This is a genomic window from Streptomyces sp. FXJ1.172 (genome assembly GCF_001636945.3).
In the GTDB taxonomy this organism is placed as follows: Bacteria; Actinomycetota; Actinomycetes; order Streptomycetales; family Streptomycetaceae; genus Streptomyces.
Map to the genome: position 1 here is coordinate 323,105 of NZ_CP119134.1, position 16,397 is coordinate 339,501.

The 16,397-nt window shown below is 68.3% G+C and carries 16 protein-coding genes; 9 read left to right on the forward strand and 7 right to left on the reverse strand.

Annotated features, from left to right (window positions below; genetic code table 11):
* Window positions 1–29: 29 nt before the first annotated feature.
* Window positions 30–983 (forward strand): sigma-70 family RNA polymerase sigma factor, encoded by a 954-nt coding sequence (locus A6P39_RS43190; protein ID WP_275884021.1) that lies wholly within the window; start codon window positions 30–32, stop codon window positions 981–983.
* 435 nt (window positions 984–1,418) lie between these two features.
* On the opposite strand, the gene A6P39_RS43195 is transcribed toward A6P39_RS43190, so the two are convergent.
* Both A6P39_RS43195 and A6P39_RS43200 read right to left on the reverse strand, forming a co-directional pair.
* Window positions 1,419–1,619: a hypothetical protein gene (locus A6P39_RS43195; protein WP_275884022.1), complete on the reverse strand. Its 201-nt coding sequence runs from the start codon at window positions 1,617–1,619 to the stop codon at window positions 1,419–1,421.
* A complete protein-coding gene (locus A6P39_RS43200) occupies window positions 1,616–2,008 on the reverse strand; it encodes a hypothetical protein (protein ID WP_275884023.1) in 393 nt (130 codons plus the stop codon). Before A6P39_RS43200 ends, A6P39_RS43195 begins: the two co-directional genes overlap by 4 nt.
* A gap of 42 nt (window positions 2,009–2,050) precedes the next feature.
* Between A6P39_RS43200 and A6P39_RS43205 the strand changes: the two genes are divergently transcribed.
* From A6P39_RS43205 to A6P39_RS43215, 3 genes are all read left to right on the forward strand, one after another.
* A complete protein-coding gene (locus tag A6P39_RS43205) occupies window positions 2,051–2,290 on the forward strand; it encodes an acyl carrier protein (RefSeq protein ID WP_275884024.1) in 240 nt (79 codons plus the stop codon).
* Between the two features lie 50 nt (window positions 2,291–2,340).
* Complete coding sequence (locus A6P39_RS43210) at window positions 2,341–3,495, forward strand: beta-ketoacyl-[acyl-carrier-protein] synthase family protein (protein WP_275884025.1); 1,155 nt, start codon at window positions 2,341–2,343, stop codon at window positions 3,493–3,495.
* A 67-nt stretch (window positions 3,496–3,562) separates the two neighbouring features.
* Entirely contained in the window at window positions 3,563–5,398 is a 1,836-nt protein-coding gene (locus tag A6P39_RS43215) for an acyl-CoA dehydrogenase (protein ID WP_275884026.1), read from the forward strand.
* Window positions 5,399–5,532: 134 nt separating this feature from the next.
* On the opposite strand, the gene A6P39_RS43220 is transcribed toward A6P39_RS43215, so the two are convergent.
* Together A6P39_RS43220 and A6P39_RS43225 are read right to left on the reverse strand one after the other, a co-directional pair.
* On the reverse strand, window positions 5,533–5,793 hold the full coding sequence (locus A6P39_RS43220) for a hypothetical protein (RefSeq protein WP_275884027.1): 261 nt from the start codon (window positions 5,791–5,793) through the stop codon (window positions 5,533–5,535).
* A 9-nt stretch (window positions 5,794–5,802) separates the two neighbouring features.
* Window positions 5,803–6,036, reverse strand: a complete 234-nt coding sequence (locus tag A6P39_RS43225) for a transposase (protein ID WP_331454237.1) — start codon at window positions 6,034–6,036, stop codon at window positions 5,803–5,805.
* A 71-nt stretch (window positions 6,037–6,107) separates the two neighbouring features.
* On the opposite strand from A6P39_RS43225, the gene A6P39_RS43230 reads away from it, so the two are divergent.
* Complete coding sequence (locus tag A6P39_RS43230; RefSeq protein WP_275884028.1) at window positions 6,108–6,701, forward strand: YdeI/OmpD-associated family protein; 594 nt, start codon at window positions 6,108–6,110, stop codon at window positions 6,699–6,701.
* A gap of 514 nt (window positions 6,702–7,215) precedes the next feature.
* Here the strand turns inward: A6P39_RS43230 and A6P39_RS43235 are convergent.
* Window positions 7,216–7,587, reverse strand: coding sequence for a peptidase inhibitor family I36 protein (locus A6P39_RS43235; RefSeq protein WP_275884029.1), 372 nt, complete (start codon window positions 7,585–7,587; stop codon window positions 7,216–7,218).
* Between the two features lie 641 nt (window positions 7,588–8,228).
* Here A6P39_RS43235 and A6P39_RS43240 point away from each other — a divergent pair.
* The 4 genes from A6P39_RS43240 (at window position 8,229) to A6P39_RS43255 (ending at window position 11,122) form a co-directional block, all read left to right on the forward strand.
* Window positions 8,229–8,498 carry a hypothetical protein gene (locus tag A6P39_RS43240; protein ID WP_275884030.1) on the forward strand — a complete coding sequence of 90 codons (270 nt, stop codon included), beginning with the start codon at window positions 8,229–8,231 and terminating at the stop codon, window positions 8,496–8,498.
* A 118-nt stretch (window positions 8,499–8,616) separates the two neighbouring features.
* Entirely contained in the window at window positions 8,617–9,246 is a 630-nt protein-coding gene (locus A6P39_RS43245) for a TetR/AcrR family transcriptional regulator (protein WP_275884031.1), read from the forward strand.
* Between the two features lie 33 nt (window positions 9,247–9,279).
* Window positions 9,280–10,413 carry a glycosyltransferase gene (locus A6P39_RS43250; protein WP_275884032.1) on the forward strand — a complete coding sequence of 378 codons (1,134 nt, stop codon included), beginning with the start codon at window positions 9,280–9,282 and terminating at the stop codon, window positions 10,411–10,413.
* Between the two features lie 235 nt (window positions 10,414–10,648).
* Window positions 10,649–11,122 carry a nuclear transport factor 2 family protein gene (locus A6P39_RS43255; protein ID WP_275884033.1) on the forward strand — a complete coding sequence of 158 codons (474 nt, stop codon included), beginning with the start codon at window positions 10,649–10,651 and terminating at the stop codon, window positions 11,120–11,122.
* Window positions 11,123–11,620: 498 nt separating this feature from the next.
* On the opposite strand, the gene A6P39_RS43260 is transcribed toward A6P39_RS43255, so the two are convergent.
* Window positions 11,621–14,413, reverse strand: coding sequence for an ATP-binding protein (locus A6P39_RS43260; RefSeq protein WP_275884034.1), 2,793 nt, complete (start codon window positions 14,411–14,413; stop codon window positions 11,621–11,623).
* Window positions 14,414–14,732: 319 nt separating this feature from the next.
* On the reverse strand, window positions 14,733–16,241 hold the full coding sequence (locus A6P39_RS43265) for a GMC family oxidoreductase (RefSeq protein ID WP_275884035.1): 1,509 nt from the start codon (window positions 16,239–16,241) through the stop codon (window positions 14,733–14,735).
* Window positions 16,242–16,397: the final 156 nt, after the last annotated feature.

Sequence of the window (16,397 nt, forward strand, 5' to 3'; positions counted from 1 at the left end):
CCAACCGGAGTCTACCTAGGGTGACCCGCGTGGACAGCACCGCCATTGATCGCTTCGACACCAGTCGGTTCGAGGCCAGCCGGAACCGGCTCGCCTCGCTGGCGTACCGGCTGCTGGGCTCCGCCACCGACGCCGAGGACGCCGTGCAGGACGCGTTCCTGCACTGGCAGGCCGCCGACCGGCAGCGGATCAAGGTGCCGGAAGCGTGGCTGACCAAGGTCGTCACCAACCTGTGCCTCGACCGTCTCCGCTCGGCACAGGCCCGCCGCGAACGCACCGTCGGCGCCTGGCTGCCCGAACCGCTCCTCGACGGCGACCCGATGCTCGGCCCGGCCGACACGTTCGTGCAGCGTGAATCGGTCTCCCTGGCCGTGCTGACCCTCATGGAGCGCCTGTCACCCATCGAGCGGGCCGTGTACGTCCTGCGCGAAGCGTTCTCCCACGGCCACGCCGAGATCGCCGAGATCCTCGACATCACCGAATCCGCAAGCCAGCAGCACCTCCACCGGGCCAGGGGACGCATCACCGCCGCGCGCCGCCGCGGCGGCGAAGTCGACCGGGTATTCGCCCGCAGGATCGTCGAGGAATTCCTCGCCGCTGCCTCCTCGGGCCGCACCGAACGGCTGGTGGCGCTGCTCACCGACGACGCGACCGCGATCTCCGACGGCGCCGGCCTGACCAAGAGGCTGCTGCAGTTCGACACTGCGCAGCGCATCGCCGCCGTCGCACGAGCCGGCTTCAAACCCGCACCCGCGAAACGGCGACTTGCCGGCGGCACGCCCGCCGTCCACTACGCGCTCGTCAACGGCGCCCCTGCCATCCTCTTCTTGGTCGGAGACCAGGTCATCGGCGCCGTGACGTTCGACGTCACCAACGGTAGGATCGCAACCGTGCGCGGCATCGCCGCCCCCACCCGCCTTGTCCGCCTCACCGAAGCCTGGCGGCAGCACGAACCGGACACGCCGCTCATCACCCAGTGGTGACCGTCGTGTTCACCGTGCTCGCCGCGCTGTCCCGCACGGAACGCAAGTACCTCCGCCACCGAATCCTCGAAGGCCACGAATCCGCCCGCAAACGCGGCAAGACCATCGGCGGCGCCAGCGTCGCCGACATGCGGCCGATGGCTCCGCACTACCGGGACCAGGGACTGAGCTTGCGCGACATCGCCGCCAAGCTCGTCACCACCACCGGCAAGAAGAGGGGCCCACACCACCTTCACCGGCCACCGTCATGCAATTGCTGCACCAACCGGCCCGGTCGAGTGCCGGGAGGGCCCCGACGCGGAAGCCAGTTGGGTTCCCGTGCTCATCGACCGCTTCCAGCGTGGCCTTCCGTGCCGGGTGGCCGTCGAGGGCGCCGGGACAAGGCTGGTGTGCTGCGCCCATGCAGGGGCCTGTGTCAGGACCCTGTAGGGGGTGTTAGAAGAGGTCGCGGTACTGATTGAAGCCGGTGCCGATCTTGACTCGGGGCTTGAAGGGCGCGGCCGCTTTGCCCGTCCCCTTGTGCAGCCAGAGGTTGCCCTTGGGGTCGCGGGCGAGCAGGTCGCTGTGGCCGTCGCTGTCGCCGTCACCCGTGGCAACCAGCTTGTTCAACTGGTTCCAGCCCGGACTCACCCTCACGCGGGACCGAAGGGTGCCCGCAGATCGCCCGTGCCCTTGTACAGCCACAGGACGCCCTGCTTGTCGCGGGCCGGCAGGTCGGGGGGTGCTGCGCCGCCCAGGGTGCCGGGGGAGAAGACGACGTTGAACTGACCCCAGCCGGTGGCCACTTTCTTGAGGCGCCCGTTGCACCCGAGATTCAGCGTGTCGTCGTCCATGACGTGGTACGCGCCGTCCCGGTAGCCGGTCAGATCGGGGTCGATCGACGCCCCGCACCTGAAGTGCGGCCAGACGTAGGCGCGCGGGTGGCTGGATTGCAGCGCCAGGACTGCGGCACGGCAGCCGGGTACGAGCCGTTCGTGAACTCCGTTGGTGTCTCCCCTCGTTGTCGGGGCGGGGGAGGCACTCACAACTGAGCTGCCTTGCGGACTCCGATAGGGACGGGATTGACTGTGGAAACCACGTACGACGTAATCGCCAAGGTCCTGATTGAGAAGTTCGGCGTCGACGAGGCGGATGTGTCCCCCGACGTCACTCTGAAGGATCTGCAACTCGATTCGCTCGCGGCACTCGAAGTCGCTGATGTACTCAAGGAAGTTTGTGGGTTCGCCGGCGATGACAGCAGCTTTCGTGAGGGCACTCTGAGCGAGATTGCTCAGGGTCTCGACCGGCAGATGGGGCGGGCGGAGTGAGACCGGTAGCGGTCACGGGTATCGGCCTGGTCACTCCTGCTGGTGTTGGAGTGGAGACCAACTGGGCCCGGCTCATCAAGGGCGTTTCAACAGCGGCCCCTGACCCGCGGTTGCACGATGTCCCTGTGCAGTTCTCCTGCCGTGTCCCGGACTTCGACGCGGACAAGCTCCTCGGAAGCCGCTTGTCCTGGCAGCTGGATCCTGTCTCACAGTTCGCTCTCATCGCGGCCCGTGAGGCGATTGCCGATGCGGGCCACGACGTGGAAGGCTGGGACGCGCCGCGCGTCGGGGTCGTGATCGGGAGTTGCGTCGGGGGAGCGCAGACGTCCGCTGTACAGAACGACAAGTTCCATGACAGCGGCCCCGATGCGGTTTCTGCGATGTTCCTCCCGATGAGCCTGGTGAACATGGTCGCAGGCGTTCTCTCCATCCATTGCAACGCCACCGGCCCGAATTTGTTGGTCTCGACCGCGTGTGCGTCGGGGAGCACGGCGATCGGGGTGGCTTGCGAGCTACTACTTCGCGACCAGTGTGACATTGTGATTGCCGGGGGTGCCGAAGCGGCCATCACCCCGCTGTACGTCTCGGGATTCGCGCGTATGGGAACACTGTCCCGACGCAACGATGACCCCACCGGCGCCTCGCGTCCTTTCAGCGCTGAACGGGACGGTTTCGTCATGGCGGAGGGTGCAGGCATCTTGGTGCTGGAGCGTGTCGAGGATGCCGAAGCCCGGCGGGCGCCCGTCTGGGCCCGTGTCCTCGGGTACGGCAATTCGGCTGACGGCTACCACGTCACCTCCCCGCATCCAGAAGCTCTTGGTGCCCGCGCGGCGGCCGAACAGGCGTGCACCCAGGCGGGCATATCGCCGAGCGAGGTGCAGCATGTCAATGCGCACGGTAGTGGCACGAAGCTCAGCGATGCGGTGGAGTCCCGATATATCGCGGATTATTTCCCAAAGGCGATTACGACCTCCACCAAGAGCCTCATAGGGCACCCGCTTGGGGCAGCCGGCGCCATCGAGGCGGCCTATACCGCTATGAGCCTACGTCACCAACTCATTCCCGCCACGGCGAACTTGGATCCGCAGGACCCCGCCATTGAGATCGACATCGCGGCCGAAACCAGACCGGCAGCCATCGACCTTGCCATGAGTAACTCCTTCGGTTTTGGCGGGCACAACGCGGTTCTGCTGATGGGCCGGTGACAGGCAAAAATTCGTGCGCTCATGGGCGCATGCGAGGCCGGCCCACACAGAAGGAGGATGTAATCCGATGGTCAACGATTTGACCGACATCATCTACGATGGTCGCTTTGAACGCCATTACATGCCGGTTCAGCTGATTTTCGCCGATCCGGAGTTCAAGATGGCGGATGGCCTGTCTTTGCCCGCGAGAGCGATAAATGCCTACGGGATGCTGAAGCATGCCGCGTTCCGGCTGGGTAAGTCCAGTGACGTGGTCCGTGATCCTGGCCTCCTGCTAGCTTTCTATGAGTGGGCCAGCACCCACGCCCCCGACCTGCTTCCGCTCATCAGCGGTCACTACAACCTCACCACGGGCTTGCTGCTGGATCTCGGCCAGCGATCTCCGGAACTCCACTCGCTGTTGGAGGACTTGGACACAGCCCAGGCCGTTGGGGTACTGCTGATCAACGAATTCGGGTGCGGCTCAAATGTGGCTTTCTTGGAGACCACAGCCACCTATGAGCACACGACTCGTTCCTTCCGGCTCGACACCCCGCGCCCTGAAGCCCGGAAGTTCATGCCGAATGTCGGTGCTCCCATCCCGCGTGTGACGGTTGTCGCGGCGCGCCTCATGGTAGACGGTGTGCAGCACGGCGTATTTCCCTTTGTCACGCGCCTGCGTGATCGTGACGGGAAACCCGCCGAAGGCGTGACCATCATGCCCATGCCGGACAAGCCTTTCTTCCCCATGGACAATGCGGTCACTGATTTCTGCGGAGTCTCCGTTCCATTCTCCGGGTGGCTTGCGGCTGGTATAGCGGAAATTGACGAAGCGGGCGTGTTCCGTTACCTCCATGGACACGGTCCACGAGATGCTTTTCGCAAGACGGCTTCACAGTTCACGTTCGGCCGGGTTGCCCTGTCCTCCGCCGCTGTTGCCAGTGCACGCGCGGCCGTCCTCCTGTTCGCTCGCTATGCGCAGTCCCGGGAAATTCAGGCGTTTCACGGCCATCGCAGACCGATGCTGGAGTTCCGGAACCTGCAGCGTTCCCTTTTCGGGGCGTTGGCCACTACCTACGCATGCAGTTTCTTCACCAACACATTCAAGAGCACCCTCGTCCACAAGGCGGACCTCAGCGCCCCGGAGACGCAGCTCGCAGGAATTGTTGCCAAGAGCTACCTGGTTCCCGCAGCGCATCGAGTGCTGCGCGAGGCGCGTGCGCGCTGTGGGGCACACGCCATGTTCTCCGCCAACCGCATCGCGGACTACCTGGGGTTGTGCGAGGGCAGCCTCACAGCCGAGGGCGACATTCAGGTCATGCAGCTGTCCGCAGGCCGTCAATTGCTCGGCAGCAAGGACTACTTCCCCTCTCGTCCCGCTGTGCCCGAAACGGAGCCAGGTGACGATGGTGATGCCTATCTGGCGTTCTTCGAAGCCAGAGAAGCGGACTACTACGAGCGTGCTTCGGCCGTCATGCGAAGCCCACTCGGCTCCGGGACGACCTTCGACCGCTGGAACCGGTGCGTGCCTTTCGCTATGCGGCTGACCGACGCGTACGCGCATCGCCTGGCATACGAGTCGTTGCTCGCCGCTGTGAACGCGGCACCGGCGGGCGATCCTCGGGAAGCGCTACGCCTGATCGCCCGGCTCTTCGCTCTCGAATACATCTCCACGCACGCGGCTCTGTTCCTCAGCGAGGGCCGGCTCACGGAAAGTATGTACGCCCGTTTGGACGAGGAGCAGGCCGAGACATGCGAGCGACTTTCCCCGCACCTCTCTCTCCTCGTCGATGCCTTTGCCATTGACGAGGACATCCTCGCCGCACCTCTCACCGCCCCCGACCGCCCCGCCGCGTGGGCTGAACGGTCCGAAGACGTGGCACGAGTATGGAAGGAAGCCACCTCAAACCACTCATCCGCCTGACCGAGGCTCTTCACGAGTTGGTGCGTGATGACGCACCAACCTCCACCAGCGCCTGCTCGAACTCGCCCGCGGTTTCATCTGCCTCCGCTGCCTGAGCGCTTCATTCTCTGAGACGATCGCCGGTCCATGCGGTTTCAGAGAGCATGCGGCCGGGCCGGCACAGGCGGAGGTGGACCGGCCCACGGCTCGGCGAGCACGGTCAGGGCGTCGACCTCGGCCTGCAACCTGGGTGCCACCACACTGCCCTGGAGCAGTGAGCTGGCCCGGCCCGAGGCATGCAGGGGCCTGGCCGGAGATGGAATACGGCCGTAGAAGGCGAGGACCAGCGCATTGGCCGTGCCTCGGGCGGTGGCGTCGGCCACGTCCGGGTCCTCGTCGGCGGCGGTGGCGGGCATTGTGGGTCTTCAAAGTTGAGCAATGCGGAGGTGTCCGCGGGCTCGGCGGGTGGTGACGCAGCGTGTCCGTAGCTGCTGGTGGTCGTTGTTGCGGAAGCCGAACGCGTTGCGGGCGACGAGCTTGATCACGCGGTTGATCCCTTCGCTCTCGGCGTTGCTGTGCCCGGTGTCGATGAACGCGGCGACCTCGGGCCACCAGCGGTCGACGATGGTGGCGAGCTGGCGGACTTCAGGGATGAACAGGGATGATCACGCAGGTCCACGGGCATCCTGCATCCGGGACCGGGCCCGAATGCGTCACGACAATCGGCCGGGTGTGGTTCGCTGCTGGGGTGACTCAGGACTTGGAGATCGTCGCATTTGAATCCGCCGAGGCATTCCAGGCATGGCTCGGCGAGAACCACGCCGTCTCGTCCGGCATCTGGCTCAAGCTTCGCAAGAAGGGCCCCGGAATCGTCGCGCTGGACTACGCCCAGGCGCTCGACGTGGCACTCTGCTACGGCTGGATCGACGGCCAGAAGGCCAAGTTCGACGACCAGTGGTGGCTCCAGCGGTTCACCCCGCGCAAGCCGCGCAGCAAGTGGTCCAAGGTCAACCGGGACAAGATGGCCGCCCTGATCGAGGAGGGCCGGATGCATCCCCAGGGGCAGGCCGAGGTCGACCGCGCCAAGGCGGACGGCCGCTGGGAGGCGGCCTACGACGGCGCGAGGACCGCCACGGTGCCGGACGATCTCGCGGCGGCCCTGACCGCCGACCCGGCCGCGGCGGCGTTCTTCGAGACGCTGGACCGGCAGAACCGCTACGCGATCCTGTACCGGATCCAGGACGCCAAGAAGGCCGAGACCCGGGCGCGCCGGATCGAGAAGTACGTAGCGATGCTGGCGAAGGGCGAGAAGCTGTACCCGTAGTCCCGGAGAGGGACCGCAGCCACCGTTCCCTCACTGAGCGTAACGAAACGTCAGAGGCCCTGAGCGGGCGCACCGCTCAAGATCGAAGACCCGGCATTGTGCCGGGTGCGGGCAGACGGGCGGCCGTGCGCCGTCGTCGGAGTGCAAGTTGCGCCAGGAGCGGCCCTCAGTGGTGTGGGAATCGACGGCAGTTTCGTCGATCAGTCGCAGCAAGTCGGGGAATTCCAGCGTGCTTTGCACTCCGGATGCCTGTCTCTATGCTCCGGCAACCGGTAAAGCGACTTTCATAGCTGACACGGCGAGCGCGCGGCACGGGCCGAGCGCCCCCGGATTATGCGGTGTCCTCGTTCTGAAGTGCGCGCGTGAGTGAAGCCAGTGGTAGTTCGCGCCCCTCAACTCCCGCGACGCCGATGCGAGGACAGTTGAGACAGCCCTGATCAGAAGTGCCCGTCAGCAAGCTGACGGGCACTTCTACACCTGGCTTTTCGCCGCTCGCTCCATCAACGAACCGCGCTCAGCATGGATTGAGTGAGCTGATGACGTCGTTCCAGCCGCTCGGCACGTTCGTCCACGTGTGCGGCGGAACCGCCCAGGGGCCGTTGCTGAAGCCATAGTCCTTGTAGAAGCATTCCCAGTGGTCTGTCACATTGTTAACGGACGAAACCTTGTCGTTCATGTTGGTGGGGATACCCGGCGTGGTGCCCCCCATGTTCCAGTAAGAGTCGGGAAACGTCTCGCATCGGCCGAGATTGTAGTCCATGCAAAGGGCGACGTGAGAGTTGTCGCTGGCCCTGGCGCTCGCGGGAGTAGAGAGCAGCACAGTTGCAGCCAGGGCCGTCCCCATCACTGCTCCGAACGCACCGAGATGCTTCTTCGATATCCGCATGAATACCTTTCCGAGCTTTCCGTACCGTCGCGGTTGTAAAGGCTTTCCGCCGTCCGTCACAGCAGCGCAGGCCTTCCAAGTACAACAACGAAGCGTCCCGACTGCCGGGTTCACAGCACGGCTGCATAGACGCCGCAGGCCTCCGGCTCGGCCGTCCGAGAGGCCTTTGGCGTGGTGTCGCGGCGCGGCGGCAATGTTGTCGAACCCCGACAGCCGCAGCATGCCGATCGCCAGGTTCCGCAGCGAGGCCATGGTACGTGGGGCGCTGTCGGTGCAGACCTTTCGAGGCGTTTTCGGCGAAGGCGGTGTCGTGCACGTAGTGGGCTCGGTTTTCGATGGCCCAGTGTCGGCGTCCCCATCCGGCCAGGTCGGCGGCTGTGGCCTGGTGGATATCCAGGCTGGTGACGGCGTAGACGACTTCGATGCCCGTCTTTCCGGTCTTTCGGTCGCGCAGCCAGCGGCGGATGCGCAGCGCCTGCCGGGCATGGGGGAGGGGCAGGCGGGGGCTGCAGACCTGGACGATCTTGGGGGTGCGGGTCTCGTCCCGGCTCCGACCAGGGACGTGAAGACCGGCTGTGGTCGAAGAGACCGCCAACCGCGCGCGAACCACGTTCGGCACAGGGGCATCTACCGGCGCCGACGTGAGCGTCCTTGCGGACAACCTGAAGGTTCTCGGGGACGGCATCGGTACCGAGCAGAGCACCACACAGTCGTCCACCGGCATGGCCCAGGCTCCCGGGACCGTCCTGACGTCGTCCCTCCTCGACGCGCTGAAGCGCCGGCAGTGTGACACGAGCCAACAACAGGCCGGGACGCTCTCGGTCGGCCAGGTGGTCGCGCTGCCCGAGGGCCGACGACCGGACAGCGTCCATCGATCTCTGCTGACGGTTCCGGGTGAGGCCGGCTCGTAGTCGTCGCACGCTTCGCGGCAACGGACGTGCCTCACCAGTCGTGCCGGGGACTCGGCGGACACCTCACATCCCGCTCAGGGGCGATCACCGGTGCGGAGCGTTTTCCTACACTGGGCTCATGACGTCCCGCACTTACCGTTCGACCGTGCGTGAACGCGCAGCCGCGGCGACACGAACGGCCATTCTGGACACGGCCGAGGCGCTGTTCGCGGAGCACGGGTACGCCCGTGTCACCATCAAGCGCATCGCCGAGGAGGCCGAGGTCGCCCAGGGCACGGTCTACGCGGCCTTCGGCAGCAAGTCGGCCCTGGTCACAGCGTTGACCGAGCGCGCCGCCGGTGACGTCGGCATCGGCGAGGTCCTGGTGGCCGTCGAGAACGCCACCACCGGCGACGAGGTGGTGCGGCTGCTGGTGCGGAGCATCCACGACCTGGTGCGCCACCACCGGCACACCATGACCGCGCTCTTCGACGCGGCGACGGTGGACCAGGGGGTGGCCGCCCTGCTCGACCGGATCCGGCAACTGGAGCGGGAGCGCTTCGCGCTGGTGACCGGTCGGCTGGAACAACTCGGCTCACTCCGCCCGGGTGTCACCGCGAGCGACGCCGTCCGGGTTCTGGAGTACTTCGTGACGCCGCCGTCCTGGTTCAGGATGCTGGAGATCGGCTGGGACTGGGACGACGCATGTGTCTTTCTCACGGACGCCGTGTGTTCCGCCCTGTTGAGCAAGTGTGACAGAATTCGATGAAGTGTTACTTCAGTGAAGTCCTAGACTACCGGTATGCGTATCATCTTCTCCAGCACCCCGGCGCACGGCCATCTGATGCCGCTGCTCCCGCTCGCCCGCGCGTTCCGCGACCGCGGGGACGACGTGGCCGTACTCGCCTCAGCCGCCTTCGGGCCGATGCTCGACGCGGAGCGCCTCCCGCTGCTGGCCATCGGCCCCGAGATGCCCGACCTGCTCGCGGAGGGCGCGCGCCGGGCCGGCGTGGACGATCCGACCGCGCCCAGCCCCGCCGTCGCCGCTGAGGTGTTCGCCGGGGCGCGGATCGATCTCAGCGCGGACGCGGCGATCGCCGCGGCGCGCGAGTTCCGGCCCGATGTGATCGTCGCCGAGGCCACCGACTACGTGGGCCCGTTCGTCGCCGCCGCCCTGGAAGTCCCGTACGCCAAGCACGCGCTCGGGCCCCTGATCCCCGCCGAGTTCACCGATGTCTTCGACGCGGTCGCCGAGCGCGCCTACAAGGACCGCGGTATGGCCATGCCCACCCCCGCCTGGTACGTGGACCCGTGCCCCGAGGTCCTCCAAGGGTCCGGCTGGCAGCCGCCGCAGGGCCACCTCCCGCTGCGGGCCGAGGCCCATCGTGGTCCCGCCGCGACGGACGGGCCGGCCACGCCGGCCACCCTCGCCGTCCGCACCAGGCCCAAGGTGCTGCTCTCCTTCGGTACGCACTTCGGGACGCCGGCGCTGCTGCGCCCGATCATCGAGGCCCTCGCGCCGCTGGCCGACCTCGTGGTGGGCCTCGGTCTGACCGCCACCGCCGCCGACTACAGCGACGGGTTCGACCATGTCGAGTTCGTCGGGTTCATCCCGCTCGCCGAACTGCTCGACGGTGTCGACCTCGTCGTCACCCACGGCGGTGCGGGCACGACGCTGGGCACGCTCTCCCACGGCCTGCCCATGGTCGTCGTCCCGCAGGGTGCCGACCAGTTCATCCAGGCCGGAGCCGTGTCGGGGGCACGTCTCGGGGCCGCCGTGCTGCCGCCCGCCGGGCCGGAGGCCGTGGCGCAGGCCGTGACCGATGTGCTCGGCAACGCCGAGTACCGGGAGAACGCCCGCCGCGCCGCCGAGCAGATCACCGCGATGCCCTCCGCGCGCGAGGTCGCGGACCGGCTGGCGGCCGCTCTGGCCTGACACCCGCTGCCGACGGCGTACCCCGCCCGGCATACACACATGTGTGCGCGCCCGGCCTGCCGGGAGCATGTCTCTTCCTCCGCCCCGGGCCGGTGTCGCACCGGCCCGGGGTGTCGTCCATCACTCCGCCAGGTGTCTCCGGCATGGCAAGCTAGGTGTCACAACCGGCCGACGCGCAGCCTGCGGTCTTGGAGGCAGCGCGCCGACACCGGGCCCGTCCCGTTTGGAGGAGATCATGTCCACGTTCCCCCGCACGCCCGGTGATCCGGTGCCGAGCCACCGCGTCGTTGAGAACCTGATCGCCCGCTACGCCGAACTCGTGGACGACGGGGACTTCGCCGGACTCGGTGTCCTCCTTGCCGACGCTACCTTCACGGGCAGCGGCGAGCCGGTGAGCGGAGGCGACGCGATCGAGAAGATGTTCCACGACACCGTGATCGTCTACGCCGACGGCACGCCGCGGACCCAGCACGTCACCACCAATGTCGCCGTGGAGGTCGACGAACAGGCGGGCACGGCGGTGGCGCGTTCCTACGTCACCGTGCTCCAGGCGCTGCCCGAACTGCCGCTCCAGCCCATCGCCGGCGGCCGGTACCACGACCGCTTCGAGCGCCGGGACGGCCAGTGGCACTTCGTGGAGCGACGGGTTCGCATCAACCTGGTCGGCGATGTGAGTCGGCATCTGCGCCAGGCCGCCGCGCAGCAGTAGGACGAGGGCTTGCTGCGTTTCTTCTCCTCCGAAGTACGCATCCTGGGTGTGTACGCGGCGCATCCGCACCGTCTGAAGGACTGACCGTGCATCCGGCCCCCAGGACCGACCGCGCCCGCCGGGGTGATGCGCGGTGCCGCCCGCTCCGTCGGTGTCGGGGCGGAACCGCCTCCACGGCGGCACCCGAGGCCCCGCTCTGATGGGCCGTGGCTCCGCCGACCTGCGCCCCAGCACTCGGTGATCGCCGCGGCCCACCGGGCCGGGCCAAGGTAAGCATCCTCTGCTGCACACCGGCGCCGACGCCCGACCAGCCGAGCCGGCTGTACGGCACGTGTTCTCCCAGGTAGGTCTCGCACCGGTGCCCGTGGAACCACACCTCGATGGTCCCGGTGAGTGCCCCGGCGGGTACCTCGGTGCTCCCGGTACTCATTCCGGCCACCGTGTCACACCGGTGAGCAGGGAGAAAGCCGTGACGGGCGGACTCGACGGCGAAGTCCGTCAGCCGCCGTCGCCGGCCTCGAGCCGGGAGAGCGCGTCCCGTAGCGCGGCCCGCGAGGCGATGCCTAGTTTGGGGTAGATCTGGTAGAGGTGTGTGCCGATGGTGCGGTGGGAGAGGAAGAGGCGTTCGCCGATTTGTTTGTTGGTGAGTCCGGTGGCTGCCAGGGTGGCGATCTGGAGTTCCTGGGCGGTGAGTGCTATGGGTCCGGGGCGGGCGGCGGCGGGGGTGGTGTGGCCGCTGGCCCGTAGTTCGGCTGCGGTGCGTGTTGTCCAGGGTTTGGCTCCCAGGCGCTGGAAGATTTCGAGGGCCTGGGTGAGTTGTTCGCGGGCTTCGGTGGTGGCGCGGGAGCGTCGCAGGCGTTCGCCGTAGTAGAGGCGTACGCGGGCGGTGTCGAAGGGCCGGTGTTCCGCTCCGGGCAGGGACAGTGCGTGTTCGAAGAGGGGGACGGCTGCCTGGCCGGGTGTGGTGAGTGCTTCGCTGGCGGTGACGAGCAGTTCCAGGCGGGGTGAGAGTTCGGCCATGTTGGTGGCGCGCATGGCTGCGGTGTGGGCGGTGGCTTGTTCGTCCCGGCCGGTGCGGATGGCTGCTTCGACGAGGTCCATGGTGCCCCACATGGCGATGGGCACGTAGGGGGCGATGGTTCCCGGCTCGCTGAGGGTGCTGGCGTGCTGGTAGGCGGTCTCGTAGTCGTTGCTGCCCAGGGCGGCCAGTGCGCGGGCGTGGCAGGCGAAGTAGCGGGCGCCGTGGGCGCCGCGGGGCAGGGCCCAGCGGATGATCTCCTCGCTGAGCGCGGCGCTGGTGTGGCTGTCGCCCTGGACGCCGGCCACGGCTGCTTGTATGTACTGGAAGTACCAGGCGTAGAAGCGGTAGTCGTGGTCCCTGCACAGGGTCAGTCCCTCGGCGGCCAGTTGTGCGGCGTCGTTCCAGCGGCCGAGGTGGAAGTAGTCCAGGCCCAGGTGCATCAGCGCGCCGAGGTGCCGGCGCACGGGTGCGGTGCCGGTGCGGCCCTGTTCGACCAGGCGGTGGGTGGCCCAGCGGAAGTCCGCGAGCCGGTCGGGGAAGACCGAGGCGGTGCCGATGCGGACGACCCGGGTGGGGTCATCGCCGACGGTGGCGATCAGTTCGGCCAGGCGGGGCAGGGCTTTGGGGCCGGTGCGTGCGGGGTCGCCGAAGGTCTGGGTGATTACCCAGAGCAGCTCGGGCGGCTGGGGTGTGAGGCGGTTGACGAACGTGGTCAGTGGCTGCCACATCTTCGCATCGCCGCCGTACCAGCACAGCAGTACCAGCAGGTGCAGGGCCTCGATGAGGGCGGGGTCGCAGGCGTCGTAGCCGTGCTGTCCGGCCTCGATCGCGCCGACCAGCAGCTGGTAGGCGGTGGCGATGTCGCCGTCCTTGTTGATCAGCAGGAACGCGGAGGCGGCTGCCGCGTGCAGTGATTCGCGTCCGGTGGTGGGATGTACCAGGCGGGCCCCGGCGAGCAGCCGTGAGGCGTCCTCGAGTTCGCCGCCGGAGTCCGCTCCGACGTAGGCCGCTTCGGCCAGGCGGCGGCTCTCGTCGGCGGGTGCGGGGCTGAGCCCGGCGGCACGGGTCATTGCCGTCACCGCGCCGAGCGCGTCGCCGCGCCGCAGCCGGCGGCGTGCGGCCTCCTCCAGCAGGGCGGCGACGGTCTCGTCGGGGCCCACGGCGGCCTCGCCCAGGTGCCAGGCGCGGCGTTCGGGCTGGTCGGTGAGGACGTCGGCGAGGGCCTGGTGGGCTCTTCTGCGATCCGAGGCGGTCGCCAGTTCCACCACCGCCGAGCCGATCAGCGGATGCCGGAAGGACAGGCGCCGGTTGTCCGCGGAGACCGACACCAGCCGCTTGTGCTCGGCGGGGGCGAGGTCGTCCACGCAGGCCCGGCCGGCCGCGGCGGCCTCGATCGAGGCCAGGGCACCGGTGCCGTCCAGGGCGGCGATCAGCAGCAGCTCCCGGCTGGGTTCGGGTAGGTCGGCCACCCGCGAGGCGAACAGGGCCTGCAGCCGCTCGCTCAGGGGCAGCACCGCGGGCACCGCCGCCAAAGTCGCGCGCTGCTCGGTGGACAGCGCCGCCGGCAGTTCCACCAGCGCGAGCGGGTTGCCGCGGGCCTCGGCCACGATGCGGCGCCGCACGGCGGGGGAGACATCGGGGTGCGCCAGGGCGAGCAGCTCGGCCGACGAAGTGTCGTCCAGCGGTTCCAGCCGGCGCTCGGTCAGGCCGCTGGTCTCGAAGAAGCTGTCGGAGCCGGTGCGGGAGGCGGCCAGGAAACCGATCCGGCTGCCGACCAGGCGGCGGGCCACGAAGCCCAGGACGGCGTTGGTCGCCCGGTCCAGCCAGGGCAGGTCGTCGATGACGATCAGCAGCGGGGTGCGCACGGATGTCAGCCGCAGCAGCAGCAGGACCGCGGTGGAGGTCAGCAGGCGGTCCGGCGGCGGCCCGCCGCCGATGCCGACCGCGACCCGCAGCGCGTCACGGTGCACCTCGTCCAGGATGTCGAAATCCTCGAAGAGCGGCACGAGCAGCTGGTTGAGACCGGCGTAACTGATGTCCGCCTCGAACTGCACACCCGCCGCCCGCAGCACCCGCACACCGCCGCGCACGGCACCCCTGGCCACCGCGTCGAGCACCGCGGACTTCCCCACCCCCGCCTCACCCGACAGCAGCAGAGCCGCCCCCTGAACCTCCGAATTACCGAAGAAGGACTGGATGAACGCAAGGTCCCCGTCCCGGCCGACCAGCCGTGTGGAAGCCGGGCAGACGGTCCGGTCCAGGTCACTCATCGGGCTGCCTCCAAGGGGCGACTTCATGGAGGCCCGGCACTGTGCTCCGACCTGGCCGTGCCGGCACCAGGCTCCTTGCGGCCCCCTGCAATGACTGGAGTCTAAAGGACGTCCGGATTTCGCCCTTGTTGCGCTCCCTGTTCGACCCTCGGCGAAGCCCGCGCCGAAGGGGCCGGCCCCGGAGTTCCGTACCTCTTGCCAGGCAGTATTCGAATGTTTTGTCGGGTAGGGGATAATTCTGGCCATATACGTGGCGTTCCGCGAACCGGGACGGGTGCGGGCCGTCCCGTGCGGCCCCGGCGGCGCCACGGCGAGCGGATCAGGAACGGCGCAGCAGGTCGACGGCCCGTTCGGCGATCGCGTACACGGTGGCGTTGGTGTTGTTGGAGGGGATGGAAGGAATGACGGAGCCGTCGGCGATCCGCAAGCCGTCGAGCCCGCGCACCCGCAGCTCGGAGTCGACGACGGACATCTCGTCCTCGCCCATGACGCAGGTGCCGACGGGGTGGCAGTAGGAGCCGAAGTACCTGCGGGCGTGGTGGGCGAGCGATTCCTCGTCCACCGCGGCGAGCCCCGGGCTGACTTCTTCGATACCCCACCCGGCCAGCGCGCCCGACCAGGCGATCCGGCGGGCCGCGGTGATGCCGGACACCACGGCCCTGACGTCCTCCTCGGCGGTGAAGTAACGGGGGTCGATGACCGGCGGCGCGTAGGGGTCGGCCGAGCTGATCCTGAGCGAGCCGCGGCTGGCCGGCCGCATCGGCGAGATACCGATGGTGAAGCCGTTCTGCACCGGGGCGACCGCGTTGGGCAGCGGGATGTCGATGAAGATGATCTGTACGTCCGGGCCGTCGGCGTCCGGGGTGCTGCGCAGGAGGCCCAGGATCTCGCCGTGGTTGTTGCGCGGTGTGGGCACAGGTCGCTGGGCCTGGTAGACGAGGTTGGCGCGCGGGTGGTCGTGCAGATTGCGGCCCACGCCGGGCAGTTGGTGGAAGACGTCGACCCCGGCCTGCCGTAGATCGTCCTCGGAGCCGACACCGGAGCGTTGGAGGAGCAGCGCGGACCCGATGGCCCCCGCCGTCAGCACCACCTCGCCGGCTGCCCTCGCGGTGTGGGTCCGGCCGTCCACGCCGTACTCCACCCCGACGCAGCGCGTGCCCTCGAAGAGAAGCCGGTGTGCGGTCGCCCCGGTGACCACGTCGAGGTTGGGGCGGTCCAGGGCCGGGGCGAGGTAGGCGTCGGCCGCGCTCTGACGGCGGCCGGCGACGATGTTGAGGTCGACGGGGGCGAAGCCCTCCTCCAGGCCGCCGCTGATGTCGAAGGCACGGCGGTGTCCGGTCTCGACCGCGCCCTCGAGGCAGGCGAGCAGGATCTCGTTGGGCTGCTTGGCGGGTCCGACGGTGAGCGGTCCCGTGGTGCCGCGGCCGGGCGCGCCGCTCGTGGCGGTCTCGGTGCGCTGGAAGTAGGGGAGCAGGTCGTCGTAGGTCCAGCCCTTGGCGCCGTGGGCGCTCCAGCTGTCGTAGCTGGTGCGGTGGCCGCGGGCGAAGACCATGGCGTTGATGGCGGACGAACCGCCCAGACCCTTGCCGCGGGGGAGCGCCACCGGGGCGCCCGAGGCCTGCTGGACCACGGTGGTGTCGCCCCAGCCGGCTTCCGAGGCTGCGAGCGAGGGCCAGGCCGGCGGGTAGGCCACGGCGTCCGGCAGTGTGGCGGATCCGGCCTCCAGCAGCAGTACGCGGGTGCCGGCGTCCTCGGTCAGACGCGCGGCGAGTACGCAGCCGGCTGTGCCGCCGCCGACGATGATGACGTCAGGTTCCAGAGAAGACATGGTTGATCCGTTCTGCATGTTTCCGCGTGAATCATCGGTTCACTGGCAACCGTACCAGCGATTCACGCAAATGTTTCTCCGATCAGGTATCCCTGGGAGCACACGTATTTTGTGACACCTATCTTCCGTAACGGTGGAACGGTCGGTTCCGACAAC

Coding starts and splice junctions, on each gene's coding strand:
- A6P39_RS43215 (WP_275884026.1), top strand. CDS start 3,563: ATGGTCAACGATTTGACCGACATCATCTACGATGGTCGCTTTGAACGC.
- A6P39_RS43220 (WP_275884027.1), bottom strand. CDS start 5,793: ATGCCCGCCACCGCCGCCGACGAGGACCCGGACGTGGCCGACGCCACC.
- A6P39_RS43235 (WP_275884029.1), bottom strand. CDS start 7,587: ATGCGGATATCGAAGAAGCATCTCGGTGCGTTCGGAGCAGTGATGGGG.
- A6P39_RS43245 (WP_275884031.1), top strand. CDS start 8,617: ATGACGTCCCGCACTTACCGTTCGACCGTGCGTGAACGCGCAGCCGCG.
- A6P39_RS43250 (WP_275884032.1), top strand. CDS start 9,280: ATGCGTATCATCTTCTCCAGCACCCCGGCGCACGGCCATCTGATGCCG.
- A6P39_RS43255 (WP_275884033.1), top strand. CDS start 10,649: ATGTCCACGTTCCCCCGCACGCCCGGTGATCCGGTGCCGAGCCACCGC.
- A6P39_RS43260 (WP_275884034.1), bottom strand. CDS start 14,413: ATGAGTGACCTGGACCGGACCGTCTGCCCGGCTTCCACACGGCTGGTC.
- A6P39_RS43265 (WP_275884035.1), bottom strand. CDS start 16,241: ATGTCTTCTCTGGAACCTGACGTCATCATCGTCGGCGGCGGCACAGCC.